This window comes from Streptomyces sp. NPDC091271 (assembly GCF_044757505.1).
Taxonomy (GTDB): Bacteria; Actinomycetota; Actinomycetes; order Streptomycetales; family Streptomycetaceae; genus Streptomyces.
Window position 1 is genome coordinate 157,837 of the sequence record NZ_JBIVVD010000004.1, and the last position, 26,367, is coordinate 184,203.

Sequence of the window (26,367 nt, forward strand, 5' to 3'; positions counted from 1 at the left end):
CAATGACGTACGTCGCAGTTCCCGCAAGGCCCGGTCCACGGATGGCGTAACACCATCGGACCCCGCGGCCGACCCCGGACGAGAGTGGATCCGTACGGCTCACCGCCGCTGCTCCTCCTTGGCGACAGGAGACACCCCATGGCCTGTATCAACCGACGTGACGTCGGCCTTCTCGCACTCCGGGTCGGCACGGGAGCCGTTCTGGCGGCTCACGGGAGCCAGAAGCTGGGCGGATGGTTCGGCGGCGGGGGCATCGAGGGGACCACCGCGGCGATGGAGGCCATGGGCTTCCACCCGCCGAAGCACAGCGCCCTGGCGGCCGGTCTCGGTGAGGCCGGAGGCGGGGTCCTGCTGGCGCTCGGCCTCGCCACCCCCGCGGCGGGTGCCGCCGCGGCGGGCACGATGGCGGGCGCCGTCGCCGTGCACGCACCCGCGGGCTTCTTCGCGATGGGCGGCGGCTACGAGTACCCGGCGTTCCTCGGCTTCGTCGCCGCCGCGATCGGGGTGACGGGAGCCGGCCGCTACTCCCTGGACCATGCCACCGGGCACGTCCTCGACCGCCCGTGGGTCGTGGCCCTCGCGTTCGCGGGCAGCGCCCTGGGGGCGGCCGCCGTGGTCGGCCGCCGTGCCAAGGGGCAGGCAGCTCAGGACGAGCCGGCGGACGAGGGCGCGTAGCTCTCCCGCATTGATCGTCGATTCAGGGGCATCCGGCAGTGCATGAATGCGAACGCGCTGTCGATGAACGCACGCGGCAAGGCGAGAAGAGCCTCGCGCAGCCGTGCCATGGATGTGGGTGCCCGCGCAGGCTTCGTGGCGCGCGGGGTGATCTATCTGCTGGTGGGAGTCCTGGCCCTGCGCATCGCCTTCTCCGACGGAGGCGGGAAGCAGGCCGACCGCGGCGGCGTCATCGCGGAGATAGCCGAGAAGCCCTTCGGGAGCATCCTGCTCCTGGTGCTCGGTGTGGCACTGGCGGGAATGGCGCTGTGGCGGCTGTCCGAGGCGGCCTTCGGCCTGGCCGGCCCCGACGGCGGCAAGGCCAACAAGCGGGCCATGGCGGCCGCCCGCTCCGTCTTCTACTCCTTCGTGTCGTACTCCGTGCTCTCCTACGCGCTCGGCGACAAGGGCAGCGGCAGCGGATCGAGCGACCGTCAGACCGACGACGTCACGGCGCGGGCACTCCAGTGGACCGGCGGTCAGTGGATCGTGGCAATCGCCGGTGCCGTGGTGGTCGGCGCGGGTCTGTGGATGGCCTACCGCGCCCTCGCACGCAAGTACCACAAGCACCTGAAGATGGGCGAGATGACGAAGAGGACCCGTCAGGCCGTCGACGTCGTGGGCGTCCTGGGCGGCACCGTCCGGGGCGCGGTCTTCGTCACGGCGGGCGGGTTCGCCGTAGCCGCCGCCGTCCAGCACGAACCGGGCCGCGCCAAGGGCATGGACGACACGCTGCGTTCCTTCACCGAGACGCCCGCAGGGCCCTGGCTGCTCGTCCTCATCGCCGTCGGCCTGGCCGCCTTCGGCCTCTTCTCCTGGGCCAACGCCCGCTGGCGCAAGATCTGAACGGGACGCCGCCCGGGCTCAGTCCAGCCCCCGTGCCTCCTTGAACCTGGCCAGCCCCTCCGGGAGCGTGACGACCGGCTCCGGGTAGCCGTAGCGCCCGCGCTCCTGTGCGGGGAGCTTCCACGGCTCGTGCACGGCGGGCCCGGAGACCCCCGCCAGCTCGGGCACCCAGCGGCGTACGTACGCACCGTCGGGGTCGTACCGCTTGGCCTGCGTCACCGGGTTGAGCACCCGGTTGGGCCGGCTGTCCGTGCCCGTGCCGGCCACCCACTGCCAGTTGAGCTGGTTGTTCGCGATGTCCCCGTCGACCAGCAGCTCCAGGAAGTGGCGCGCCCCGGCCCGCCAGTCCACGTACAGCGTCTTGGCGAGGAAGCTCGCTGTCAGCAGCCGTCCGCGGTTGTGCATCCAGCCCTCGTGGAGGAGCTGGCGCATGGCGGCGTCCACCACCGGATAGCCCGTGCGGCCCTCCTTCCAGGCGGCCGTCTCGTCCTCCGCCGCCCGCCCGGTCCGCCAGCGGTCCTGCCGCGGACGGTAGTCGGAGCGGGAGGCCGCCGGGCGGGCGGCCAGGACCTGCTGGTGGAAGTCCCGCCAGCACACCTGCCGTACGAAGGCGTCCGCACCCGGTCCGCCCGCGGCACGGGCACGGTGGACCACCTCGGTGGGGGAGAGCGTGCCGAAGTGCAGGTGCGGCGAGAGCCGCGAGGTTGCGTCGCCCGCGAGGTCGTCGTGACGGTCCTCGTACGACGCGAGACCGTGAAGGCGCCACGCGGCGAACAGCCTGCGTCCCTCGGCCTCGCCGCCCTCGGCCAGGCCCGGGGAGAGTCCTCGCAGGCCGGAACGCGACGGCAGCGCGGCGGACGCCGGGCCCTCCGGTACGTCCACGGTGCGAGGCACCCGGAACGGCGAGCGGAGCCCTTCCTCGGACCACCGCCGGAAGTACGGGGTGAAGACGGCGAAGTGATCCCTGCCCGCCCCGGAGGGAACCACCGCACCGGGCGGGACGACGTTGACCGTCGCGTCATGCACGCTCAGCCGGCAGCGTACGGAAGCGAGAGCCTCGCGCAGCCGTTCCTCCCGCTGCTGCGCGTAAGCGCTGACGCCCGCTGCCACGTGGACCGAGTCCGCCCCCGTCTCGGTGACGACTCTGCCGACCTCCTCGGCCACGTCTCCCTCGCGGACGATCAGACGCCCGCCGCACTCGCGGAGCCCGGCGTCCAGGTCCCGGAGGCAGTCGGCCAGGAACGCGCGCCGGTTCGGAGCGCCGAACCCGGCGGCCTCCACGCCCTCGTCGAGAACGAAGAGGGGCACCACCTCGTCCGCCGAAGCGAGCGCCGAGTGCAGCGGCGGATGGTCGTGCAGCCGCAGATCGGAAGTGAACAGGACGATCGCCACGGTCATGCCGGGCCCCCCGTTGCCCGGCCCGCCGCCAGCGCGATGTTGCGGGCCATCCCGCCGAAGACCACGGCGTGGAAAGGCGACACGCTCCACCAGTAGGCGTGGCCGAGCAGTCCGGAGGGGTGGAAGACGGCCCGTTGCCGGTAGTGCGACCGGCCGTCCTCGCCCTTCTCCGCGTACATCTCGAGCCAGGCCAGACCCGGCAGCCGCATCTCCGCGCGCAGCCGGAGCAGCCGGCCGGGCTCGATCTCCTCGACCCGCCAGAAGTCCAGCGAGTCCCCGACCCTGAGCCGTTGGGCGTCCCGCCTTCCCCGGCGCAGGCCCACCCCGCCCACCAGCCGGTCCAGCCAGCCCCTGACCGCCCAGGCCGGCGGGAACGAGTACCAGCCGTTCTCACCGCCGATCCCCTCGACGACCCGCCACAGGGCCTCGGGGGAGGCGTCCACATCGCGCTCGCGCACATCGGTGTAGAGGCTCCCGCCCGCCCAGTCCGGGTCGGTGGGGAGCGGATCGCTGGGAATGCCCGGGGTGGACGCGGAGGACCACCGCGTCGTCACCCTCGCCTCGCGCACCCTCTGCAACGCGAGCGAGAGGGCGGTGGCGAAGGAGAACGGCTGCCCGGGGCCGTCCGGGACATGATCGGCGATGTCGTGCTCCTGGCACACGACTTCGTAGCGCAGGGACTCCGCGAGCGGGCGGGCGATCGACGCGGGCACGGGGGTGACCAGCCCTACCCAGTGGCTGGACAGGCCCGGTGAGAGCATCGGCACCGGCAGGATCAGCCGGTGGGGGAGCCCGGCGACCTGAGCGTACTTCTGCATCATGTCGCGGTACGTCATGACGTCGGGCCCGCCGATGTCGAAGGTGCGGTTCACGTCGGCGGGCATGTGCGCACTGCCCACGAGGTAACGCAGCACGTCCCGTACGGCGATGGGCTGGATCCGTGTCGACACCCAGCTGGGGGTGACCATGACCGGCAGCCGCTCGGTGAGGTAGCGCAGCATCTCGAAGGACGCCGAACCGGAACCGATGATGACCGCGGCGCGCAGCACGGTCGTCCGGACCCCTGAATCGAGCAGGATGCGCCCGACCTCGGCGCGCGAGCGCAGATGCGGGGACAGCTCCCGTTCGGGGACGTCCGGGGGTGTGAGCCCGCCGAGATAGACGATGCGCCGGACGCCGGCCGCTCTTGCCTGCTCGGCGAAATTCTGTGCCGCCTCGCGGTCGGTCCTCTCGAAGCCCGGCCCGGCGGCCAACGCGTGGACCAGGTAGTACGCGACGTCGACGTCGCGCATCGCCGCGCCCAGGGACTCCGCGTCGGTCACGTCCCCCTTGACCACCTCGGCCTCGCCCGCCCACGGGTAGTCCCGCAGCTTCTCCGGGGTCCGCGCCAGGCAGCGCACCCGGTGGCCGGCCTCCAGGAGCTCGGGTACGAGACGGCCCCCGATGTAGCCCGTCGCGCCCGTCACCAGGCACCGCAGCCCACCGCTGTCGTCCTTGCTCTCCATGACGCCTCGCTCCGGATCGGGTCTCCTCCGTCCACCGTCTCCCCACGGGGGCGATTCCGCTTGCGGACACGCCGAGGCCCACCCCTGCGGGTGGCGGAGCGGCAGGGATCAGCGGGGACCGGGCTTCTCGGTGGCCGTCCCCTTGATGACGCGTGGGTCGTCCGCCCCGTCGGCCGGCGGTTTTACCGGGACCGTGGGGGAGATGCCGTCGGACCTCAGGGCCCGTGCCTCGCTCTTGAGGATCCGGGCCGACTTGCCCAGGGAACGGGCGAGTTCGGGGAGCTTCCTGGCACCGAAAATCAGGACCGCGACGATGAGGAAGATCGCGATCTCGCTGATTCCGAACATGACGGCTGTCTTCTCCCTGTGGGTGTGAGGAGCTCTCCCGGCGGCCCCGGACTCCCGGCCCGCGGCAGCGCGCCAAATCTACACAGCGCTGTAGAAGTCCACGGCAGCGCCTCTTCCGGGCCGGGCACGCTCTCCTGTCCGGCGATCGTGGTCCCGTCGTGCGCGCCTAGTATGGGGCGGTGGACAGTGCAGACGACCCTCGCGACGGATCGGGCGCGGATGCGGCGGGGGTGTCGGATCTCCATGCTCTCGCCGTGCAGTTGCGCCGGATGAACAGTGAGATCAACCGCCTGGTCCACGCCTTCGCCCACGCGCAGGGCCTGCACGCCACGGACGTACAGGCGCTTGGCGCGATCCTCGACGCGGAGACACCGCTGACCCCGGGGCGGCTGCGCGAACACCTCGGCCTGACGTCCGGCGCGGTCACCGCGTGTCTGGACCGGCTGGAGCGGTCGGGTCACATCAGGCGCGCACGCGAGAGCTCCGACCGCCGGGTCGTGCATCTCCACTACGAGCCCGGGGCCAAGGCGGCCGCGCGGTCGTTCTTCATGCCCCTCGCGGAGGCGGCGGCCGGCGCGCGTTCCATGTCCTCGCCCCAGGAGTTGGAGGCCGCGCTCCGCTTCCTCGGCCGGATGAACGGTGAACTCGCCCGTATGCAGGTTCCTCGGCGCTGAACCGCCATGCCGGTGGGAGGCTGGACCGTGCGACATGTAATCTCAATGATTGAGATACATCATGGTTGAGAGATCGCGGCCGACCCAGGAGTGCCATGTCCACCGCATCGAAGCCGGCCCGCCGGCTGTTTCTTGTCCCTGTCTTCCTCCTCCTCGCCTGGCTCGTCGTCGGCGGTGCCTTCGGCTCGTACGCCGGGAAGCTCGGGGAGGTGGCCACGAACGACCAGGCCGCGTTCCTGCCGCAGAGCGCGGAGTCCACCCGGGTCATCGAGGCCCAGAAGGCGTTCAGCAAGCAGGAGACCGTGCCCGCCGTCGTGGTCTGGACGTCGGCCGAGAAGGGCGAGGAGCTCGGTCCCGAGCAGCGGAAGGCGGCCACGGCCGCCCTCGCCTCGGCCAAGGGCGTTCCCGGGGCTGCCGGCCAGGTGAGCCCGGCGCTGCTGTCCGAGGACGGCAAAGCCCTGGAGGGCGTGGTCCAGCTGAGGCCGGACCTGGGGGACGAACTCCCTGACGCCCTCGCACATGTCCGGACCCTCGCGGAGGACGTCCCGGGGACGGTGGTCGGGCTCGCGGGCCCCGCCGCCTCCCAGGCCGATCTGTCCGACGCGTTCGCCGGAATCGACGGACTGCTGCTGGGCGTCGCGCTGGTGACCGTGCTGGTCATCCTGCTCCTCGTCTACCGGAGCGTCCTGCTCCCTCTGATCATCATCATCGGCGCGGTCTTCGCGCTCGGCGTGGCCTGCGCCATCGTCTACGTACTGGCCGACCACGACATCGTCCGGGTCGACGGGCAGGTCCAGGGCATCCTGTCGATCCTGGTCATCGGAGCCGCCACCGACTACGCGCTGCTGCTCACCGCGCGGTTCCGTGAGGAGCTCGGGCGGAAGCCCGACAAGTGGACGGCGATGCGCGCGGCACTCCGTGAATCCGCCGGCCCGATCACGGCCAGCGCCGCCACCGTGGCGCTGGGACTCCTCGCTCTCCTGCTCAGCGACCTGACCAACAACCGCGCCCTCGGGCCCGTGGGTGCCATCGGCATCGTGTGCTCCGTCCTGAGTGCTCTGACCTTCCTGCCCGCCGTCCTGGTCCTGCTGGGCCGGGCCGCGTACTGGCCGTCGGGCCCGAAGAAGGGTGGGGCCGAGTCCGGTTCCGGTTCGAAGGGGATCTGGTCGAGGATCGCGGGGCTGGTCGACCGCTCCCCGCGCAAGGTGTGGGCCATCACGCTGGTCGGCCTCCTCGCCTGCGCGGCCTTCATGCCCACGCTGAACTCCAAGGGAGTACCCCTCGAGGAGATCTTCGTCAACGACGCGCCGTCCGTCGCCGCGCAGGAGACCCTGAGCCGCCACTTCCCCGGCGGATCGGGCAACCCCGCCGTCGTGATCGCCGCCGCGGACCGGTCGAAGCAGGTCGTCGCGGCGGCCGAGGAGGTGCCGGGGGTCGCGGGTGTCTCCGTCATGACCGCCTCCGGACGTCCGGGCGGCGGGGACCCGCTCGTCGTGGACGGGCGGGTCCGTATCGACGCGACCCTCGCGGACACGGCCGACAGCGACGCCGCGAAGGAGACGGTCACGCGGCTGCGCGACGCGGTCCACGCCGTACCCGGCTCCGAGGCGCTTGTCGGTGGCTACACCGCCCAGCAGTACGACACCCAGAGGACCGCGGAGCACGACCGGAACATCATCGTGCCCGTGGTGCTGGTCATCATCCTCGTCATCCTGATCGGCCTGCTCCGCTCGCTGCTGATGCCGCTCCTCCTCGTGGCCACGGTGGCGCTCAACTTCCTGGCCACGCTGGGTATCTCGTCGCTGGTCTTCGAGCATGTCTTCGGCTTCAGCGGCACCGACTCCTCCGTGCCGCTGTACGGATTCGTCTTCCTGGTCGCCCTCGGCGTGGACTACAACATCTTCCTGATGTCCCGCGTCCGCGAGGAGTCCCTGATCCATGGCACCCGGCAGGGTGTACTGCGCGGACTGACCACCACGGGCGGGGTCATCACCTCCGCCGGTGTCGTCCTGGCGGCAACCTTCGCGGCCCTGGGAGTCATCCCCCTGGCCTTCCTCGTCCAGATCGCGTTCATCGTCGCGTTCGGTGTCCTGCTGGACACCCTCGTCGTGCGTTCGCTCCTGGTGCCCGCGCTGGTGAGGGACATCGGGCCTGTCGCCTGGTGGCCGGGCGCGCTGAGCCGGCGCCCAGAGGAGGCGCCGGAAGGGGAGACGGAGGCCCTGTCCTGACGGGAGGCCGCCCTCGGGCGGTACCCACATCGCAGAGGTGCAGAGATGTCCCGGCGGGACAGAAGTCCCACCGGGACGTTTTCAGGTGTACGATGCAACTATGAATGCGACAGGGAACGTCCCGGAACGGCGCAGCCGCAAGGCGCGCAGAACCCGGGACGCGCTGGCGCGGAGCGCGTTCGATCTCGTACTCGAACGTGGTCTGCGGAGCGTGACGGTCGAGGAGATCGCGCAGGCGGCCGACGTCGACCGGCGCACCTTCAGCCGGTACTTCCCGAGCAAGGAGGCCGCCGTCCTCGACGCAGTGCGGGGCGACGGCGACAGGATCAACCGAGCGCTCCGCGAGCGCCCCCTGGCCGAACCACCGCTCATCGCCTACCGCCGGGCCGTCCTCGACTGGCTCGACGACCCGGAGGCGGAGCCCTGGCATCTGCGGCCACGCATCTTCGACCTGCTGCGCATGGCCGAGGAGGAACCCACTCTGTACGCGGCGTACCACCACATCCGTGTGGACGCCCAGGAGGAGTCGGTGGCGATTCTCGCGGAACGGCTCGGTGCCGACCCACGACAGGATCTCCGTCCCGCCGTGGCCGTCGCCGCGGGAGCCGGAGCGCTCCTCGCGGCCCAGGCGGCATGGGTACGGGGTGGCCGGCCGGCCGCCCTGCCCGAGTTCGTCGTACACGCCTTCGACGCCCTCTCCGCAAACCTGCTGGAACCCCGGCAGGACGGGCCGGCGCCCCACAGCACCACGCAAGGAAGCACACCATGAGCACCACCCTCCCCACCGCCTACGAGGCGGAGTTCGCCGGCAAGGTCGCCCTCGTCACCGGCGGAGCGTCCGGCATCGGCCTCGCCCTCTCCCGGAGGCTCGCCGCGAGCGGCGCGGCCGTCGTCGTCGCCGACTACAACGAGGAGAGCGCCCGCAAGGCCGCCGACGACCTGAAGGCCACCGGCGCCCGCGCCGCCGCGGTCGCCCTCGACGTCACCGACCCCGCCTCCGTCGAGGCCGGAGTGCGGTTCGCCGTCGACACCTTCGGCGCCCTGCACCTCGCCGTGAACAACGCCGGCATCGGCGGCCCCTCGCAGCCCACCGGGGAGTACGGGGTCGAGGACTGGAACAGGGTCGTCGCCACCAACCTCAGCGGCGTCTTCTACTCGATGCGCCACGAGCTCCCGGCCATCCTGGCCGCGGGCGGCGGCGCCGTCGTCAACGTCTCGTCGATCCTCGGCACCAACGGCTTCGCGAACTCTCCGGCGTACGTCGCCGCCAAGCACGGCGTCGTCGGCCTCACCAAGACCGCCGCACTCGAATACGCGGCACAGAACGTCCGCATCAACGCGGTCGGCCCGGGCTTCATCGACACCCCGCTGCTCCGCGACACCGACGGACCGGCCCGCGACCACCTGATCTCCCTGCACCCGGCGGGCCGTCTCGGCACGTCGGAGGAGGTCGCCGAACTCATCGCCTTCCTGCTCTCCGAGCGCGCCTCCTTCATCCACGGCAGCTACCACCTGGTGGACGGCGGCTACTCCGCTCCCTGATCCCCGAGTGGCGCACCGCCACCACGAGGGTCACAAAGGAAGTACGGAGAACGAAGGAGAGACATGAAAGCCGTCCAGTACCGCACCGTCGGCGCCGCCCCGGAGGTCGTCGAGATACCCGATCCCGTGGCGGGGCCCGGCCAGATCCTGCTGAAGGTCAGCGCCGCCGGTGTCTGCCACTCGGACATCGCCGTGATGAGCTGGCCCGCCGAGGGATTCCCCTACCAGCTGCCGCTCACGCTCGGTCATGAGGGCGTCGGTACGGTCGCCGCGCTCGGTGAGGGCGCCGAAGGCGTCTCGGTGGGAGACGCGGTCGCCGTCTACGGCCCGTGGGGCTGCGGCACCTGCGTGAACTGCGCGGAGGGCCGGGAGAACTACTGCCTGCGCGCCGCCGATCTCGGCATCAACCCGCCCGGACTGGGGAACCCGGGCGCCATGGCCGAGTACATGATCGTCGACGACGCCCGGCATCTGACGCCCATCGGCGACCTGGACCCGGTCAAGACCGTCTCGCTGACCGACGCGGGCCTCACCCCGTACCACGCGATCAAGCGCTCGCTGTCGAAGCTCACCCCCGGCGCCACCGCCGTGGTCATCGGTACCGGCGGCCTCGGCCACGTCGCCATCCAGCTGCTGCGTGCCATGACCGCCGTACGGGTCATCGCACTGGACGTCACCGAGGAGAAGCTGGCACTCGCCCGGACCGTGGGCGCCCACGAGGCGGTGCTGTCCGACGAGAACGCCGCCGCCAAGGTCCGCGAACTCACCGGTGGCATCGGTGCCCAGGTCGTCCTCGACTTCGTCGGCGCCGAGCCGACCGTGAAGACGGCCGGAGCGATGGCCTCCATCGACAGCGACGTCACCATCGTCGGGATCGGCGGCGGCCTGCTGCCCGTCGGCTTCGGCGTCCTGCCGTTCTCCACGTCGGTCTCCGCGCCGTACTGGGGCTCGCGCAGGGAGCTCGCCGAAGTCATCGAGCTCGCCCACGCGGGTGCCGTCGAGGTCCACGTCGAGACGTACTCCATCGACGAGGCCCCGCTCGCCTACGAGCGGCTGCACGCGGGCAAGATCAACGGCCGCGCGGTCATCCTCCCCAACGGCTGACCGCGGGGGACGACTCGCCGGGGCGCCCGAGGAGGGCGCCCCGGCGAGCCGTCCGCGCTCTCAGGGCGCAGCCGTCACCACGTCGGACCGGGTCAGCCGCACAGGTTCGGTGCCGGACGAGCTGTGCCGCTCGGCCCAGTTCTCCAGAGCCGTACGGCAGGCATGGTCCAGATGGTGCAGGCCGGAGAGGTCCAGGGAGATGGGACGGTCCTTGGGAAGGGCCTCCAGGCTGTCGAGTATCTTCGGCAGCCGCAGGAAGGTCGCGTTGCCCGACAGCCGGGCCCGGACTCCGTCGGCGTTGCTGTCCACGACCTCCAGCTTGATGTGCGAGGCGTCCCAGGCCGCCTTGGCCACCGACAGGGCCAGACCGGTCAGAACTCCCTCGAACATGTTCACCGTCACGATCGCCACCGCCGTGACGACCAGGATCATCGCCTCACCACGGTGCTCCCGCCACAGCTTCACGAGCGCGCGCCGCGGGATCAGCTTCCATCCGGCGTGGATGAGGATGCCGGCGAGTGCGGGGAGGGGGATGAGGGCCAGCGCCGAGGGAAGGAGCGCCGCGAACAGGAGCAGCCACAGACCGTGCAGCACCCGGGAGGCCCGCGTCCGCGCACCCGCCTGTACGTTGGCCGAGCTGCGCACGATGACCGCGGTCATCGGCAGTGCGCCCAGGAGCCCGCACACGGTGTTGCCCGTGCCCTGGGCCATCAGTTCCTTGTCGTACTCGGTACGCGGACCGTCGTGCAGCCGGTCCACCGCGGCCGCGCTGAACAGGCTCTCCGCGGAGGCGATCAAGGTGAACGCCGCCACGGTCCCGAGCAGGCTCAGGCTCGCGAGTCCGCCGAACTCCGACAGCGCGGGGGTCTGGACGGCGTCCAGGAGCCCCTGGACCTGAACGGTCTCGACCGGCAGGCCGAACGCCAGCGAGGCGAGGGTGGCCAGCGCGACCGCGGCGAGTGCGCCCGGGACGGCCCGCACCCGCTTCGGCATCCTGTTCCATCCCACCATCAGGGCGATCGTCGCGGCGCCCACCGCGAGTGAGGCGAGAGCCGAGGGGCTGGACACGCTGTCGGCCAGCAGCCCGGGAATGCCGGCCATCTTGCCCGTACCGGAGAGCGGTGCCTCGGCACCGGCGGCCGCGTAGAGCTGACCTGCGATCAGGACGAGGCCGATGCCCGCGAGCATGCCCTCGACCACCGAGACCGAGATCGCCCGGAACCAGCGGCCCAGCCGCAGCGCGCCCATGGCCAGCTGGAGCAGCCCCGCCGTCAGCACGATGACTCCGAGCGCGGGGAGCCCGAAGGTCTGGACGGCCTCGAAGACGAGCACGGTGAGACCGGCGGCCGGCCCCGACACCTGGAGACTGCTGCCGCGCATGAAGCCGGTGACGAGCCCGCCCACGATGCCGGTGATCAGTCCCAGCTCCGCGGGGACCCCCGACGCGACGGCGACGCCCACGCACAGCGGCAGAGCGACGAGGAAGACAACGAGTGACGCGGCGAAATCCTGCCGCAGGTGAGGGAACTTGGAGACCCTGTCCATGGCGGCCCTCATCCCGTGCGGAAGGGGGCCGAGCGCACGTCGCCGGGCGGGGGTGCCCAGGCGACGCTGGCGCTGATGCGTAGGACTTCTGTCCGGGAGTGATCGACGAGAGATTGCATACCAGTGGTTCCTCCTGGCGCGCCTGAGGGCGGCGCGTCGGCATACGTGTGAGAACTGGAGCCTGGACGGCAGGGCGACATGACCCCGTGTCGAAGAGCCCGCAGCAGCGGGCCGAGCGGGGCAGGTCACCGGGCGCCTAGGGTCAGCTCAGCAGCGGAACACCTGGAGCAGGGTGGAGGAGTGCGCGGTCGAGGATCTGGACGTGTGGTGCGCGTTGCCCATCGCGGCGACAGCCGCCGGAGCGAGCAGGCCGCCTGCGTCGATCGTCACGACGGATCGCGAAGGCGTCTCCGGGGCGGGGACGCTCGCGGAGCGATGCCGGTCCCGGTGGCGCAGAAGGCCGTTCGACTCGCCCCCGCGCTCTGAGGTGCCGCACGTGCCGTACTCGCCGTGCGCCTCACCCGTGGTCGCCTCCGGGAAAGCGGCTGCCTCGAATCCTGGGGCGGACGCGTGTGCGTCCCCCGACGAGGTGCCGGAGTGCGGGGCCAATAGGAAGCCCATCAGGATCGCGAGTACGAACCGGACCGCCGCTGCTCGCACGCTTCACCTCCTCCTGGACTTCACCCGTCCCTCGGGACGCTAACAGGCCGGGGGGATTATGGAGTTAATCCTTTGTGAAGAGTCCGAAAGTCGATGCCTGACGAGCCGAATTGTGCGGCGGAGTCCTGTGGGCGTGCAGGGTGCGCCCACCGATCCGTTCTCACTATTTGAGATCACCGGCGCTTCTGTGGCCGGTGCATATGCCGGACGATCGGCATCCGTCATATTCGCACAGCGGTTCGGCTCGCGGATCCTGTCAACCCGATGGAAACACGACTGCGGTTGACTGGATCGTTTGTGGACCCGGAGTGTCGGCTGTCCGGAGCGAGTGGCTCCGGGGGGCTGGTCTGGGCACTCCCCGACAGGCCGAGAGCCTCGACAGTGCGGGGAAGACCGAGTTCGACGAAAGCCGACGGCTGCGTGCGAAAAATCAATTCCCATTTTTGAACCGTCGCAGGAAAGGCCGGTCTTTCTGACCGGCTCTCAGGAGCCGTAATTCCTGCCCGTTGTCGTGTTCTCCGAAGGTATTTCCTCGTGCCTCGGTCGCCGTGGCTACGGCCTTGGCGTCCGCGGGCACAGCGTCGGCAAGGCGGACGGAGTGCGTGGCGGCCTGCGGGCGGCGTCTTTCCCAGGAGCCAGGGCGAGAGCCGTGTTGCGGCACCGGCCCTTCAGCTCGTTTTTTCTTCGTTCCCTTTGTCGAGGACCGAAATCGGACCGCCCCCGGTCGGCATAATGATGGCCGCGGGCCGGCCCGTAACCCTCCGGCCCCGGGCAGGGTCCTCGAGCAAGGAGATGGCGATGGGCGCACAGGACACGGCGGCGCGACTGCGAGCGATCACCGGTGAACTGTCAGGACTGTTCTACGAGCGGGACGACGTCATACGTACGCTGACGGTGGCGATGCTCGCCGGTCAGCACTCCCTCCTGCTCGGTCCTCCCGGCACCGCGAAGTCGGAACTGGCGCGGGAGCTGACGGGCCGTATCGAGAGCGCGAACTACTGGGAGATCCTGCTCAGCAAGTTCACCGCGCCGACCCGCATGTTCGGCCCGATCGACGTGGGTGCGCTGAGCCGGGGCGAATACCGGCAGATATTCGACGGCCGGGCGACGACGGCGCACATCGCGTTCATCGACGAGATCTTCAAGTGCTCCACGGCGGCCCTGAACGAGACCCTCGGGCTGCTCAACGAACGCATCTACCACCCGGAGAACGGCGGCGAGCCGATCCACTGCCCCCTGATCAGCGCGATCACCGCCTCCAACGAGCTGCCCACCGGAGAGGACAGTGCCGCGATCTACGACCGGCTGCTGGTGCGGCTGGAGGTGGGATACCTCGCAGACCCCTCCAACTTCGCGGGGCTGGTGCGCTCCGCCGTCACCGCCCCGGCCGCCCTCGCCCGGACGACCGTGGAGCTGGCCGAGCTTCGGCACGCCGTGACCGAAGCCGTCCCGGCCGTGGGCGTCCCGGACACGATCGTGGACGCCGTGTGCACGCTGCGGGCCGCCCTGCGCCGCAAGGAGCTGATCTCCTCCGACCGCCGCTGGCGGCAGTCGGTCCGGCTGCTCCAGGCGAGCGCCTTCCTGGACGGCCGCGACAAGGTGGGCCAGAACGACCTGTCGGTGCTCACCCATGTGCTGTGGGACTCGCCCGCCGAACGCCCGGCCGTCGAACGCGAGGTGCTCCACCTGGTCAACCCCGACGCCAAGGAGGCGCTCGACCTCGCCGACGCCATCGAGGAGCTGGAGGCCCAACTCGACGCGAAGGCCGGGCAGTCCCGCGAGGCACTGGGCGACTGGGCGATCAGGGAAGCGATCACCAAGCTCAACATGGCGGGAAAGAAGCTGGAGAGACTGCGCAAGGAGGCCGAGACGGTCGGGCGCTCCACGGCCGCCGTCGAACGCGTGATCACCCTTCAGCGAGCCGTTCACGCCCGTGTCCTGACCGAAGCGCTCGGGGTGGACGCGAGTATCGTGCAGGCCCGGCTCTGAGCAGCGGGGGACACGATCATGGGTGAGACACCCCGCGGAATCACGGATCTGACAGCCCGCGCAGGCAAGTGGCTCGGGCCGGCCGCCGACGCCCGGCAACCGAAGGCGAACGCCGCGGTGGCCGCCGACCGGTTCGACACGATGGCCTGGCGCGACACCTACACCCAGGCCACCGGACTGCAGCGACTCGCGAAGGACCTGAACGAGCGCTACGACCACACCGAGGACCTGCTCGCGGACGTGTTCCTGGCCGCCTACAAGGTCAACCCTCAGGTGCGCGAGCGGGCCGGGATGGACCCTTCACGGTTGGTCAACCACCAGGTCGTCGCGGCTGTGACGAGCAGCCCGGAGTTCGCCGAGCTGCATCGCGAGACGTCCGGCGACCCCTACGCCGCCGCCATGGCCGTGCTCGCCCAGTCCGACGCCCTGCGCCGGATGCTGGAACTGGCCAAGGAGGCGGCGGACCAGGCCCGGCGGGCGAAGAACGCCCGGGAGGAGGCCGACCGCGCGGCGGCCGCGGTCACCGGGGCGCTCCGACAGGCCGGCGGGGAGGCGGACGAGGACGGCACGGTGCCGGACCTCACGGCCGACGCCCTGACGCGGGCCGTCGAGACGGCCGAGGCCGCCGACGCCGCAGCGCGGCAAGCGGCCCAGGAGGCCGGGCAGGCACTCGCCGCCGCGGCTCCCGGTATCCGCGCGGCCGCACGGAGCGCCTCGGGCAAGGCCGCCGGGCAGTCCCGCGAGGAGGCCGAGCTGATGCGCGCGTGGGGCGTGGGGCCGGGCGAGCTGGAGCGGATGCCGTTCGACCGGCGTGCCCGGCTCGCCGAGCGGCTGCGCTCGGGCCGGCTGGGGCGGTTCGCGGACCTCATCGGCCGGTTCCGGCAGATGGCCGACGGGGAACGCGCCCGCAAGGTCGAGCAGGGCCGGGGTGAACTGGTCGGGATCACGCTGGGCGACGACCTCTCCCGGGTCATCCCCTCCGAGCTGGCCAACCTCGGCGTACCGGCCATGAGGAGCGTGTTCGCCGCGAGGTACGCCGAGTCGCGGCTGATGCTCTACGACAGCCGAGGCGAGCAGTCCACGGGGAAGGGCGCCGTCATCGCGTGCGTCGACTGCTCGTACTCGATGCTGGAGTCCGGCCCCGGCGGGATCACGCGGGAGGCGTGGGCCAAGGCGTGCGCCCTGGCGCTGCTGGACCAGGCCCACCGGGCGCGGCGCGACTTCGTCGGAATCCTGTTCTCATCGTCCGATTCCGTGAAGGTGTGCCGCTTCCCGGGCTCCCAGCCGGCCGGCATCGCCGAAGTCCTCGACTTCGCCGAGCACTTCTTCGGAGGCGGTACGGAGTTCCGGACCCCGCTCGCGGCGGCCGTCAGACTGCTGGACGAGGAGTTCAACTCGGACGGGCGCAGGCGCGGGGACATCGTGATGATCACCGACGGGGAGTGCGACGTCAGCGAGCAGTGGATGCGCAGCTGGAACGATGCCAAGCACACGCTGGACTTCCGCTCTTTCGGCGTGGCCGTCGGGGCCCCGCAGGCCGCGGGGCCCGGCACGGTCCTGGACGCCCTGTGCGACAACCTCCGCAGCATCGAGGACCTCACCGATGTCCGTGCCGCCGGAGACCTCTTCCGCGTCATCTGACGCCCTCACCGGCGGGAGGGCCGCCCCCCGCCGTCGTCGGCGAGGTGAAGCCCGCGAGCTGCTCGGGGGTGCGGGGGCCGGGCGCCGACGCGTCCAGCAGGCCGTGGGCGCGCAGCACCCGGGCGGTCGCGATTCCCCACGGCAGCCGCAGCCCCGCCTCCTCCAGGAGTTCCGTACGGGCGAGCATCGCGGGCCCCGGCCCGGCGCGGACACCCGAGGGGGTGAGAAGCGCGACGTCGTCGGCCCAGCGCAGGGCCAGGTCGACGTCGTGGGTGGCCATGACGACGGTGGTGCCGCTCTCCCGGAGGGCGCCCAGCGTGGCGAGCAGCCGCTCCTGACCGTCCGGGTCGAGCCCGGCGGTGGGCTCGTCGAGGATCAGCACACGGGGCTTCATCGCGACCGCGCCCGCGATGGCTGTCCGTTTGCGCTGCCCGTACGAGAGCAGGTGGGTGGGCCGGTCCGCCAGCGCTGTGATGTCGAGGGCGCCCAGTGCCTCGTCCACCCGGGCCCGCACCTCGCTGTCGGACAGCCCGAGGTTCAGTGGTCCGAACGACACGTCCTGGGAGACGGACGCGGCGAACAACTGGTCGTCCGGGTCCTGCACCACCAGCTGGACCGTCGTACGCAGCCGGGTCAGGCCCTTCCTGTCGTACGCGACCGGGCGGCCCTCCACCGTCAACTTCCCCTCGCCGGGGCGCAGCCCGCCACTGAGCAGACGCATCAGCGTGGTCTTCCCGCTGCCGTTCCGGCCGAGCAGGGCGAGCGCACGCCCCGCCCGCGCCTCGAAGTCGAGGCCGCTGAGCACGGCAGGGCCGTCCTCGTACGCGAAGGACGCGCCCCGCAGGGCGAGCAGTACGGATTCGCTCATGAAAGGGGCCTTTCCAGGACGAGGGTCAGCACGGTGAGGGCCGCGAGCAGAGTGACGCTCACGGCTACGAACCGGCCGGAGACACGGGCCTCGGGTACCAGGACGCGCAGGGTCCCGTCGTAACCGCGCCCGGCGAGCCCGGCCTGGAGCCGTGCCGCGCGGTCGAAGGCCCTGATGAACGCGGTGGCCCCCAGCCCCGCCAGCGAACGCCAGGCGGCGGCCCGAGTGGTGTGTCCGAGCCGGGCCGCCTGGGCCTCCCGGATCCGGCGCACCGAGTCGAGGAGCAGGAAGCTCATGCGGTAGGTCACCAGGGCGACGTCCACCACCGGCGCCGGCACCCCCGCCTTGACCAGGCGGGGCAGCAGGTCGGACATCGGGGTGGTGAAGGCGAACAGCAGGAGCCCGAGCGACGCCGCCGAGGTGCGCAGCAGCAGCTCCCCGGCACGGACCGGACCCCCGTCGGCCAGGGTCACGAGTCCTTCCGGCCCGCCGACCTGTACGAGCAGTGTGGCCGCCCCGGTGACACAGAAACCCAGGGGAACCCGGTAGGCCCGCCACAGTTGGCGGGCGGGCACACCGGCCGGCCCGAGCAGCACGGTGACGGCGGTGAGGAGTATCAGTACGGCTCCGGGCCACGGCGGCAGCGAGATCGCCAGAACCGTGAGTCCCAGACCGAGTACGGCTTTGTCCACGGGATGGCGGCGGCGCCAGCGACTGCTGTGCGCCGCCGCGTCGATCGGCAGCACGAGCCTCAGTTCCCCCGGGCCGCGGGTTCCCCGGCGTCTCCGCCGTCCTGCTGCGCGCTCGCACGCAGCTCGCCCTGACGGCGCCCACGTCGCAGGCCGAAGTAGTAGGCGAGGACGCCCGCGCCCAACGCGGCCTGGAGGGCGAACAGCGCCGACTCGATCTCGCCGGACGGCGGTTCGTACAGCGGGGAGAACCAGGGTTCGTAATCGGGATCGATCTCGGTGATCGCCGTCTCGGCCTGGGCGTCCGCGCCCGCGAACGGCTCCTTCTCGTCGTCGCCGAGGCCTAGGGCCAGCGGCAGGACGGCCAGCGCGGCCACGACGAGCAGCAGAAGGGCGTTGATCTTCGTGTTCTTGTTCATCGGGCCACCGCCTCGGGCTCGGCCGTCCTGGTCCGGTCCCGCCTGCCGGCGAGGAACACGCCGAGCCGGGTCAGGTCTCCCTTGCTGGACTGCACGAGGAGCCGCATGACCAGAACGGTCAGGAGCCCCTCGCTCACCGCCAGCGGGATCTGGGTGACGGCGAAGATGGAGCCGAACTTGCCGAGCGCGCCCAGGAATCCGGTGCTCGGGTCCGGGAAGGCGAGCGCCAGCTGCACGCTCGTGACGCAGTAGGTCGACAGGTCGGCGACGAACGCGCCGAAGAACACCCCCACCATCAGCGGCACGCCGTACCGGCGCAGCAGCCTGTAGATCGCGTACCCCGCCCAGGGCCCGACGATCGCCATCGAGAAGACGTTGGCACCCAGCGTGGTCAGACCGCCGTGGGCGAGCAGGAGCGCTTGGAACAGCAGGGTGATGGTGCCCAGGACCGCCATGATCGGCGGGCGGAACAGGATGGCCCCCAGCCCCGTGCCCGTGGGGTGCGAGCAGCTCCCGGTCACGGAGGGGATCTTCAATGCGGAAAGAACGAACGTGAAGGCCCCGGAAGCCCCCAGGAGCAGAGTGCTCTCGGGGTTCTCCCGGACTTCACGCGTGAGTGACCGGACTCCGTGGACGACGAACGGCGCGGACGCGACACCCCAGGCGATCGCGTGCGCCGGAGGCAGAAAACCCTCGGCTATGTGCATGGCTCAGCAGACCCTCTCCAGCACCTCGTGGATGGTTGAAGTGCCTTGGCCGGTCTCCTGGCTTACGGGTACCACCGCCCGAACTCCGCCTTCCCGGGTCACAAGGACCCAGTGGCTGCCCGCGAGGGCCGGAGCCGGACTTCCCGATCACAGTGGCGAGGGCCGCACCGGCATCACACCGATTTCCCGTTCACCAAGGCGTGGCGACAGTAGTGCCAGGTGGCTGACGATGACAAGCGGGCCTGAGGTCACCGAGGGCGGGGGACGAAAGCCTGTGTCGGTGCACGCCTTTACGGGCGGCGCCCCCAGGCGGAGACCATGGGGGCCGTCGCCAGGTCGAGTCGTCCGGTCGCGACGGCGGACAGGTGGCGGTCGATGTCCTCGTCGGTCGCGATCCCCGCCGCCACGAGCCGGCCACGGATCTGCCGGACCGTCGCCGCCTCGAGAACGGTGCAGGCCGGTGAGGTGATCGGGAAGTAGGCATCCGCCTGTACGTCGTCGAGGCCGCCTTCGCGCAGCAGCCGGGGCAGTGTCCGGCCGTACGCGAGATCGGCACCGCGTGCGGCCATGAGCTCCCGGAACCCGGAGCGCAGACGGTTGGCGAGCCGCTGCTCGGGGCCCGACTCGTCCGGGCACAGCAGAGGCTGCAGCCCCGGATCGGCATCCTCCAGGAGCAGCACACCACCGGGACGCAGCGCCTGGATCATGCGGCGCAGCGCCTCCGCGCGGTCGACGACGTGCACCAGGACCAGCCGGGCGTGCACCAGGTCGAAGCCACCCGGCGGCGGAGGATCGGCCGCGACGTCGTGGCGCATGACCTCGACGACTTCGGAGGCGGCTTCGCGTGCCCAGGACACGTCGATGTCGGTGCAGACCACCTGGCCCGTGGCTCCGACACGCTCGGCAAGACCTGTGGGCACGGAGGGGCCGCCCGCCCCGACCTCCCAGCAGCGCATGCCCTGGGTGACGCCGATCCGGTCGATGTGCCGGAACGTCACCGGATCGAACAGCTCGGAGAGCGCACCGAATCGGATGCCTGCCTCCGACTGCCGGTTGTCCAGCAGATACCCGCGGTCCGTACCGTGATCGGCCATGCCCTGCGCCACCGTCTCTCTCCGTCCGTACACGAAGTCCACCACGCGGCGCCCGCTCCCCGCCAACCGGTACGCGCGTCGCCGAAACCCGCGCGGTGAGCCCCCGGCCGGGGGCCACGGGTCACAGGAGCCGCTTGCGCCCCCAGAGGATGACGAAGGTGGCGACGACGGCAGCGAGGGCGAGCATGATGCCGGCTCCGAGCCACTGCATCGTCTGCATCTGGAAGACGGGGAGGTAGTCCATGGACCAGCCGATGACGTGCTTGGACTCCAGGCAGGCGGTGTGCGCCCGGTCGTTCTCCACCTGGTCGAGGCAGGTGGTCCAGTCCAGGCGGTCTCCGGAGCTGGTGAGGAAGTAGGTCCCCTGTCCCTGCTGCTCAGCCTCGGTGGGCAGCTCCGGCCGTACCGCACCGGGCCCCACGCCCTTGTCGGTGCTGACCGACATGATGTGCCCGAGGCTCCGCCAGAGTTCGTCCCAGACGAAGCCGATCGCCACGACGATGCCGAGCGTGACCACCATCGACACCAGCGTGCGGCGCAGGAGCAGGCCGACCGCGACGCCCACGGTGAACGTGAGCAGGGCGTAGGCCACCGGTACGACCCCCGTGACGCTGAAGAAGGAGGTCCAGATGAGGGCGTCGGAAAGCCCCTTGAGCGGGTTCCACCACCAGGTGAGCACGGCGGTGAGCACGCCGGTCGACAGAGCGAGCATCGCGGCGGGAACGGCGAGTTTGGTGATGAGCCACCGCAGTCGGCTGACGGACTGCGAGGTCACCAGCTTGGCGGTGCCGGTCTCCAGGTCGCCCGCGATGAGCGGAGCCCCGAGCAGGACACCGGCCAGAACGGGGATGTAACTGAGGTAGCTCCCGATGCTGTGCAGACGGTCGACGTGGGTCTCGAACTCGGGGGGCAGCCCTCCCGACCTCCGCGAGGTCGGGTCCTGGGCGGCCAGGAAGTCCATCGTCTGCCCGCGCAGATGGACCATGACGAGCACGCCGAGGAGCATGGCGGCGATGAGTGTCCAGAACGCGGCGCGGTGCTGGCGCCAGACGAGCCAGACCGGACCGCCGAGCCGGGGGATCCAGTAGCTGCGTGCCGGTTTGGTGGGCGCTGTACGGGCCGGGTCGTGAGTGAGCGTGGTCATGCGGTCACAGCCTTCGTCCGGTCGTGGGTGATGATGTCGTGGATGTCGCCGACCCGCGCGCTGGGCGCGATCAGCGGGGGCGCGTCGGGTGACCGCAGGTAGGCGAGCAGAAGCTCCTCCAGGGTGAGAGGCTCGGCCTGCCCGCCGTACTCGACCGGTCCGCCGAGGCGCACCAGGACGCCCGGCCGGCCCTCGTTGCGGGACTCGATGACCCTGTGCGGCGCGAGTGCGGGGGACGAGCCGCCCCCGGAGACGGCGAACAGCGCGTGTGCTGCGAGCAGTTCGTCCACCTCGCCCGCGAGGCGCAGACCGCCGTTCGCGATGACGAGGAGGTAGTCGCAGATGTGCTCCAGCTCGGCGAGCATGTGCGAGGAGACCAGCACCGTGGTGCCGTGCTGGGCGGCCTCCGCCGTCAGGGTGGCCATGAGCTCGCGGCGGACCAGCGGGTCCAGATCCGCCATCGGCTCGTCGAGGATGAGCAGATCAGGACGCTTCCCGAAAGCCAGGGCGAAGGCGACGCGGGTGCGCTGCCCCCCGGACAGGGTGCCGACCTTCGCCTTCAGCGGCACCTGACCCGCGCGGACGATGCCCTCGGCGACCTCCTGGTCCCAGCAGGGATTGAACTCGCGGCCCAGTCGCAGGGTCTCCGCGACGGTGAAGCGCCGGAACAGCGGCTTCTCCTGGGTCAGGAACGCGGTCCGCAGGACGGCTTCCGTCGATCCCGGCGCCGCGCCGAACACCCGCAGGGCGCCGGCCGTCGGCCGGATCATGTTGGTGGCCAGGCCCATCAGGGTGCTCTTGCCGGCGCCGTTCGGGCCGACAAGGCCACAGACCCGCCCCGCAGGCAGCCGGAAGGAGACGTCCCGCAGCGCCCAGCCGCGCCGGTACTGCTTGCCGAGCCCATGGGCCTCGATCGCAGCCGCGCCGACGGGGCGCCCGAACCCCGGCCCGCTTCCGTGGTGCACCTCTGCGTGGTTCATGTGACTCCTGTGCGTGTGGGAGGGTCGGCTATGACACGCCGCCCGGGTGGACACCACTCTTCTCCGCCGTGGCCTGCGGCGGATCGGGCGAAAGACAGATCATTCGCGGCCGACTCCGACTTTCGGCCGGTCGGCGGGAGGACGGTGAGAGAGATGCTGGAGAGGTTGGCCGCACCCACAGCCACACGGGGGAAGGACCATCCGCAGCTGCTTGTCACGGTCCGGCTGGTTCTGGTCGTGGCCCTGGCCGGCCTCGTCGTGCTGGACTGGGTGGGCGGCGATTTCTACCGGCTCGGGGACGGCTCCGTGCTGGGCCCCGCCAAGCTGGGTGGCGCCCTGCTGGCCATCGCTCTGGTCGTCGCCTCGCCCCGGCTCGGCAGCCGGGCGCTGCCGGCAGCCGGCTGCACACTGGCGGTCATGTCGCTGTGTCTCTCGGCGCTGCTGCACATGGAGATGAGGGTCGGGGCGCAGGCGCTGGGATACGCCGAACCGGCGGCTCTGGTGTGCATCCTCCTGGTCGTCGCCCGGCGGGGGAAGCCGTCGTGGGCGGCGGTGGCTGTTCCCCTGCTGTACCTGGCGATCGTGCTGCGACCGGTGTCGGTCCAGCTCAAGCAGTCCACGACCATCTTCGCGTTGATCTACGCCCTGGCAGCGCTCACGGTGCTGAGCATCGGCCTCGGGACGCGTCTGCTCCTCGTGGACCGGCGGCGTCAGGCGGCGGCTCTCAAACTGGAGCAGCGGACGGAGTTCGCCAGGGACCTGCACGACTTCGTCGCCCACCACGTGACCGGCATCGTCGTCCAGGCGCAGGGAGCCCATGCGATCGCGGACCGGCGACCCGAACTGGTGCCGCCCGCGCTGCAGCGGATCGAACAGGCGGGCTCGGAGGCGCTGACCTCCATGCGGCACATGGTGGGGATGCTCCGGGACGCCGACGGGGAAGTGGCGCTGACACCTCTGGCGGGTATCGGCGAAGTGCGTTCGCTGGTCGAGGAGTTCTCGGCCGTCGGCGGGGCGCGGGCCCGGCTCGATCTGGAAGGCACCTTCGACGACCTGCCGGTGGAGGTGACCACCACCGCGCACCGGGTGGTGATGGAGGCCCTCACCAACGTACGTAAACACGCCCATGGATGCACCGAGGTGCGGGTGCGCGTGGACCGCTCGGGAGGCCAGGTCACCGTGCGGGTCAGTGACGACGGACGGCCGCGCCACGTCTCGCAGAGCGGCTTCGGGCTGAAGGGCCTGGCCGAGCGGGTGGGCCTGATCGGCGGAAGTGTCCAGGCGGGCCCGGTGACGGCGGGCGGCTGGGGTGTCGAGGCGACCCTTCCCTTGTCCGCGGCAGGGGTGGCGGTCCGATGACGATCCGTGTGCTGATCGCCGACGACCAGGCGATGGTCCGTGCAGGGTTCGCGATGATCCTCGCCGCGGAGGACGACATCGACGTCGTGGCGGAGGCCTCGGACGGGGTGTTCGCGGTGGAGCTCGCCGAGCGCCACCGGCCCGACGTGGTGCTGATGGACATCCGTATGCCCCGCATGGACGGCCTGGAGGCGCTGCGCAGGCTGACCCGCCCCGGCACGGTGGATCCGCCGAAGGTCGTCGTGGTCACGACGTTCGACGACGACGAGTACGTCCAGCGTGCCCTGGGTGAGGGGGCCTCCGGCTTCCTGATCAAGGACTCGGGCCCTGCCCTGCTGGTGGAGGCCATCAGGGCGGCCGCCTCCGGCGAGGCGCTGGTGAGCCCGGCCATCACCGTACGGCTGCTGCGGCGCCTCAACAGCGCGGCGCCCGCGCCCCGGGAGCCGCACACCGCGCTCTCCGCACGGGAGAAGGACCTGGTGCGTCTGGTGGCCAGAGGACTGACCAACGCCGAGATCGCCGTCGAACTGTCCATCTCGGTGGGCACGGTGAAGACGCACCTCGCCAACGTCCAGATCAAGCTGTCCGCCCGCAACCGTGTGGAGATCGCCGCCTGGGCCTGGGAATCCGGCCTGGTCGACGGGCGACAGTAGGCCCGACCCGCATGGCGCCGGACCGGCTCCACCGCGGCGCAGGCCTGCGTGTCGCGTCGCCGTGAGCGGGGCATGCCAGGGAGATAGCCTCCGGCGGGCTGTGTTGGCCAGAGTAAAGGGGAGCGACGAAGAGGTCTAGACCCCATACGTCTTACCTCTCGGCTCCCGGCACCGCACCATCCATGGGAGCAAGGGCATTTGATGGTCTAGACCATGCTTGGAGAGCTCATGGGAAGAAACCTGAAGGCCACCACGGTGCTCGGTGTGTGCTTCGCACTCGCAAGCACCATGGCGCTCGACGCGCTCCCGGCGGCCGCCACCGATGCCGTCCCCCGTGGGGCCGCGGCGGTGCCGTCGGTCTCGCCCGCCCCGCAGTCCCTCGCCCGGGCGGGCGGGGACGCCGTCGTGACGGGCAGGGTGCTCGTGGTGGCGGACAAGGACACGGACGCGGCTGCTCGTGACCGCCTCGTCCGCGAGCTGAAGGCACACGGCGCCCACTGGGTGGACATCGTCGCTCCCGGAAAGGTTCCCCAGGCCGCCGCCGGACTGCTCACCGTACGGCTGGGCCCGGTCGCGCGCTCCGACATCGCGGCGGGACTCGGAGGCACGGCGGTACCGGACCACGCGGAGGGCTACGCTCTGCGCGTCTCGCGGACCGGACAGGGCTCCCGGGTCACCCTCGGCGGCAAGGACGCCGCCGGGCAGTTCTACGCCGTGCAGACCCTGCGCCAGTTGTTCGTCCGCTCCGGACACCACGGCTGGAAGGTGTCCGGTGTACGCGTCAGCGACTTCCCGTCGATGCCGCTGCGGGGCACCATCGAGGGCTTCTACGGCCAGCCCTGGACACCCGCCGAACGCCTCGACCAGATGGACTTCTACGGGGACGTCAAGGCGAACACGTACATATACGCGCCCAAGGACGACCCCTACCACCGGGGTGAGTGGCGCGAGCCCTATCCCGCCGACAAGCTGGCGGAGCTGGGCGAGCTGGTGCGGCGGGCCACGGCGAACCATGTCCGCTTCACCTTCGCCGTCTCCCCCGGGGAGTCGATCTGCTACTCCGACCCCGCCGACCGCAAGGCGCTCAAGGACAAGCTCCAGGCCCTGTACGACCTCGGGACCCGCGCCTTCTCCCTCCCTCTCGACGACATCGACTACGCAAGCTGGAACTGCGAGGGTGACCGGGAGGCGTACGGCGAGCCGGGCAGAGGAGCGGCCGGAAAGGCCCAGGTCGACCTGCTCAACGACGTACAGCGCACCTTCATCGCGACCCACGAGGGCACGTGGCCCTTGCAGATGGTGCCCACCGAGTACTCGGACCTCTCCGACACGGCCTACAAGCAGGCGATACGGGACACGCTGGACCCCGCCGTCGAGGTGATGTGGACCGGCGTGGGCGTCGTTCCCGCACAGATCACCGACGAGGAGGCGGAGCAGGCGGCAAAGGCGTTCGGCCGCAAGGTCTTCGTGTGGGACAACTATCCGGTCAACGACTTCGGCAACACCAGCGGACGGCTGCTGCTCGCACCGTACGACAAGCGCGAGGCAGGTCTGTCCGAGCACATCTCCGGCATCGTGGCCAACCCCATGAACCAGCCGTACGCGAGCAAGGTGGCCGTCTTCGGGGCCGCCGACTTCACCTGGAACGACCGGGCGTACGACGCGGACAGGAACTGGCGTAACGCCATGTCCTACCTCGCGGGTGGCGACCGCGAGGCCACCGAGGCCCTGCTCGTTCTCGGCGACCTCGAACACATGGCCCCGACCTTCGGCAGCACTCCCTGGCAGCCCCAGGCGCCGGAACTCGCGCGGCGTACAGCGGAGTTCTGGAAGGCATGGGACGAGGGGGACCGCACCGGCGCCGTCAAGGCCCTGCGCACCTACGCGACCGCAGTCGAGCGGTCCCCGGCCACGATCCGCGACGGATTTGTGGAGGAGGGATTCACTGTCGACGCGGCACCCTGGCTGGACGCGACCGAGCTGTGGGGCAAGGCGATGGTGACGATGATCGACGCACTCCAGGCGCGGCAGGCAGGGGACGAGGAGACCTCCGGCCGGCTGCTGGCCCAGTCCGAGGAGCTCCAGCAGCGGGCCCGCGCCGTACGGGTCGATCCGCCGCGCAACTCCTGGGGGAAGGTCCAGCCCAAGGTCGGTGACGGAGTGCTCGACACCTTCCTCGCCCAGGCCGGTGTCCGGTTGCGGCTCTGGGGCCCTTAAGGAACGGCATCCGCATCCAGCGTGGAGCAGGACCTCGACCGCC

The 26,367-nt window shown here is 71.0% G+C and carries 24 protein-coding genes and 1 riboswitch; of the genes, 12 read left to right on the forward strand and 12 right to left on the reverse strand.

Going from position 1 to position 26,367, the window contains the following annotated elements:
- Positions 1–138: 138 nt before the first annotated feature.
- Together ACIQM3_RS17270 and ACIQM3_RS17275 are read left to right on the forward strand one after the other, a co-directional pair.
- Positions 139–675 carry a DoxX family protein gene (locus ACIQM3_RS17270; RefSeq protein WP_401624671.1) on the forward strand — a complete coding sequence of 179 codons (537 nt, stop codon included), beginning with the start codon at positions 139–141 and terminating at the stop codon, positions 673–675.
- Between the two features lie 42 nt (positions 676–717).
- Positions 718–1,560 carry a DUF1206 domain-containing protein gene (locus ACIQM3_RS17275; protein WP_401624673.1) on the forward strand — a complete coding sequence of 281 codons (843 nt, stop codon included), beginning with the start codon at positions 718–720 and terminating at the stop codon, positions 1,558–1,560.
- Between the two features lie 18 nt (positions 1,561–1,578).
- On the opposite strand, the gene ACIQM3_RS17280 is transcribed toward ACIQM3_RS17275, so the two are convergent.
- The 3 genes from ACIQM3_RS17280 to ACIQM3_RS17290 form a co-directional block, all read right to left on the reverse strand.
- The gene (locus ACIQM3_RS17280) at positions 1,579–2,958 is read right to left on the reverse strand and encodes a cryptochrome/photolyase family protein (protein ID WP_401624675.1); all 1,380 of its coding nucleotides are present in this window, start codon (positions 2,956–2,958) and stop codon (positions 1,579–1,581) included.
- Positions 2,955–4,463 (reverse strand): SDR family oxidoreductase, encoded by a 1,509-nt coding sequence (locus ACIQM3_RS17285; protein WP_401624677.1) that lies wholly within the window; start codon positions 4,461–4,463, stop codon positions 2,955–2,957. Before ACIQM3_RS17285 ends, ACIQM3_RS17280 begins: the two co-directional genes overlap by 4 nt.
- 108 nt (positions 4,464–4,571) lie before the next feature.
- Positions 4,572–4,811, reverse strand: coding sequence for a twin-arginine translocase TatA/TatE family subunit (locus ACIQM3_RS17290; RefSeq protein ID WP_401624679.1), 240 nt, complete (start codon positions 4,809–4,811; stop codon positions 4,572–4,574).
- A gap of 179 nt (positions 4,812–4,990) precedes the next feature.
- Here ACIQM3_RS17290 and ACIQM3_RS17295 point away from each other — a divergent pair, with 179 nt between their 5' ends.
- From ACIQM3_RS17295 to ACIQM3_RS17315, 5 genes are all read left to right on the forward strand, one after another.
- Positions 4,991–5,485, forward strand: coding sequence for a MarR family winged helix-turn-helix transcriptional regulator (locus ACIQM3_RS17295; protein ID WP_401624681.1), 495 nt, complete (start codon positions 4,991–4,993; stop codon positions 5,483–5,485).
- 95 nt (positions 5,486–5,580) lie between these two features.
- Positions 5,581–7,713, forward strand: a complete 2,133-nt coding sequence (locus ACIQM3_RS17300; RefSeq protein ID WP_401624683.1) for an MMPL family transporter — start codon at positions 5,581–5,583, stop codon at positions 7,711–7,713.
- A gap of 100 nt (positions 7,714–7,813) precedes the next feature.
- Positions 7,814–8,482, forward strand: coding sequence for a TetR family transcriptional regulator (locus tag ACIQM3_RS17305; RefSeq protein WP_401524485.1), 669 nt, complete (start codon positions 7,814–7,816; stop codon positions 8,480–8,482).
- Positions 8,479–9,255, forward strand: coding sequence for an SDR family NAD(P)-dependent oxidoreductase (locus ACIQM3_RS17310; RefSeq protein WP_401624685.1), 777 nt, complete (start codon positions 8,479–8,481; stop codon positions 9,253–9,255). The genes ACIQM3_RS17305 and ACIQM3_RS17310 overlap by 4 nt, the downstream gene beginning before the upstream one ends.
- 63 nt (positions 9,256–9,318) lie before the next feature.
- Positions 9,319–10,359 (forward strand): NAD(P)-dependent alcohol dehydrogenase, encoded by a 1,041-nt coding sequence (locus tag ACIQM3_RS17315; RefSeq protein WP_401624687.1) that lies wholly within the window; start codon positions 9,319–9,321, stop codon positions 10,357–10,359.
- Between the two features lie 60 nt (positions 10,360–10,419).
- Here ACIQM3_RS17315 and ACIQM3_RS17320 read toward each other — a convergent pair whose 3' ends face one another.
- A complete protein-coding gene (locus ACIQM3_RS17320) occupies positions 10,420–11,904 on the reverse strand; it encodes a SulP family inorganic anion transporter (protein ID WP_401624689.1) in 1,485 nt (494 codons plus the stop codon).
- A 267-nt stretch (positions 11,905–12,171) separates the two neighbouring features.
- Positions 12,172–12,564: a hypothetical protein gene (locus tag ACIQM3_RS17325; protein WP_401624691.1), complete on the reverse strand. Its 393-nt coding sequence runs from the start codon at positions 12,562–12,564 to the stop codon at positions 12,172–12,174.
- 792 nt (positions 12,565–13,356) lie between these two features.
- Between ACIQM3_RS17325 and ACIQM3_RS17330 the strand changes: the two genes are divergently transcribed.
- Together ACIQM3_RS17330 and ACIQM3_RS17335 are read left to right on the forward strand one after the other, a co-directional pair.
- On the forward strand, positions 13,357–14,553 hold the full coding sequence (locus tag ACIQM3_RS17330; protein WP_401624693.1) for an AAA family ATPase: 1,197 nt from the start codon (positions 13,357–13,359) through the stop codon (positions 14,551–14,553).
- Between the two features lie 18 nt (positions 14,554–14,571).
- Positions 14,572–16,194 carry a VWA domain-containing protein gene (locus ACIQM3_RS17335; RefSeq protein ID WP_401624695.1) on the forward strand — a complete coding sequence of 541 codons (1,623 nt, stop codon included), beginning with the start codon at positions 14,572–14,574 and terminating at the stop codon, positions 16,192–16,194.
- On the opposite strand, the gene ACIQM3_RS17340 is transcribed toward ACIQM3_RS17335, so the two are convergent.
- The 7 genes from ACIQM3_RS17340 to ACIQM3_RS17370 all read right to left on the reverse strand — a co-directional run bounded on the left by ACIQM3_RS17340 (position 16,187) and on the right by ACIQM3_RS17370 (position 22,095).
- Positions 16,187–17,062 (reverse strand): energy-coupling factor ABC transporter ATP-binding protein, encoded by an 876-nt coding sequence (locus ACIQM3_RS17340; protein ID WP_401624697.1) that lies wholly within the window; start codon positions 17,060–17,062, stop codon positions 16,187–16,189. The genes ACIQM3_RS17335 and ACIQM3_RS17340 overlap by 8 nt on opposite strands.
- Positions 17,059–17,808: a cobalt ECF transporter T component CbiQ gene (gene cbiQ / locus ACIQM3_RS17345; protein ID WP_401624699.1), complete on the reverse strand. Its 750-nt coding sequence runs from the start codon at positions 17,806–17,808 to the stop codon at positions 17,059–17,061. Before cbiQ ends, ACIQM3_RS17340 begins: the two co-directional genes overlap by 4 nt.
- 5 nt (positions 17,809–17,813) lie before the next feature.
- A complete protein-coding gene (locus ACIQM3_RS17350) occupies positions 17,814–18,170 on the reverse strand; it encodes an energy-coupling factor ABC transporter substrate-binding protein (protein WP_401624701.1) in 357 nt (118 codons plus the stop codon).
- Positions 18,167–18,877: an energy-coupling factor ABC transporter permease gene (locus ACIQM3_RS17355; protein ID WP_401624703.1), complete on the reverse strand. Its 711-nt coding sequence runs from the start codon at positions 18,875–18,877 to the stop codon at positions 18,167–18,169. Before ACIQM3_RS17355 ends, ACIQM3_RS17350 begins: the two co-directional genes overlap by 4 nt.
- A gap of 29 nt (positions 18,878–18,906) precedes the next feature.
- A riboswitch (cobalamin riboswitch) is annotated at positions 18,907–19,112 on the reverse strand.
- A 55-nt stretch (positions 19,113–19,167) separates the two neighbouring features.
- Positions 19,168–19,971: a class I SAM-dependent methyltransferase gene (locus tag ACIQM3_RS17360; RefSeq protein WP_401626435.1), complete on the reverse strand. Its 804-nt coding sequence runs from the start codon at positions 19,969–19,971 to the stop codon at positions 19,168–19,170.
- A 121-nt stretch (positions 19,972–20,092) separates the two neighbouring features.
- Positions 20,093–21,115, reverse strand: a complete 1,023-nt coding sequence (locus ACIQM3_RS17365) for an ABC transporter permease (RefSeq protein ID WP_401624705.1) — start codon at positions 21,113–21,115, stop codon at positions 20,093–20,095.
- Positions 21,112–22,095, reverse strand: coding sequence for an ABC transporter ATP-binding protein (locus tag ACIQM3_RS17370; protein ID WP_401624707.1), 984 nt, complete (start codon positions 22,093–22,095; stop codon positions 21,112–21,114). Before ACIQM3_RS17370 ends, ACIQM3_RS17365 begins: the two co-directional genes overlap by 4 nt.
- A 165-nt stretch (positions 22,096–22,260) precedes the next feature.
- Here ACIQM3_RS17370 and ACIQM3_RS17375 point away from each other — a divergent pair, with 165 nt between their 5' ends.
- The 3 genes from ACIQM3_RS17375 to ACIQM3_RS17385 all read left to right on the forward strand — a co-directional run bounded on the left by ACIQM3_RS17375 (position 22,261) and on the right by ACIQM3_RS17385 (position 26,324).
- Complete coding sequence (locus ACIQM3_RS17375) at positions 22,261–23,454, forward strand: sensor histidine kinase (protein ID WP_401624709.1); 1,194 nt, start codon at positions 22,261–22,263, stop codon at positions 23,452–23,454.
- A complete protein-coding gene (locus ACIQM3_RS17380) occupies positions 23,451–24,107 on the forward strand; it encodes a response regulator (RefSeq protein ID WP_401624711.1) in 657 nt (218 codons plus the stop codon). The genes ACIQM3_RS17375 and ACIQM3_RS17380 overlap by 4 nt, the downstream gene beginning before the upstream one ends.
- Positions 24,108–24,335: 228 nt before the next feature.
- The gene (locus ACIQM3_RS17385) at positions 24,336–26,324 is read left to right on the forward strand and encodes a beta-N-acetylglucosaminidase domain-containing protein (RefSeq protein ID WP_401624713.1); all 1,989 of its coding nucleotides are present in this window, start codon (positions 24,336–24,338) and stop codon (positions 26,322–26,324) included.
- Positions 26,325–26,367 lie beyond the last annotated feature (43 nt).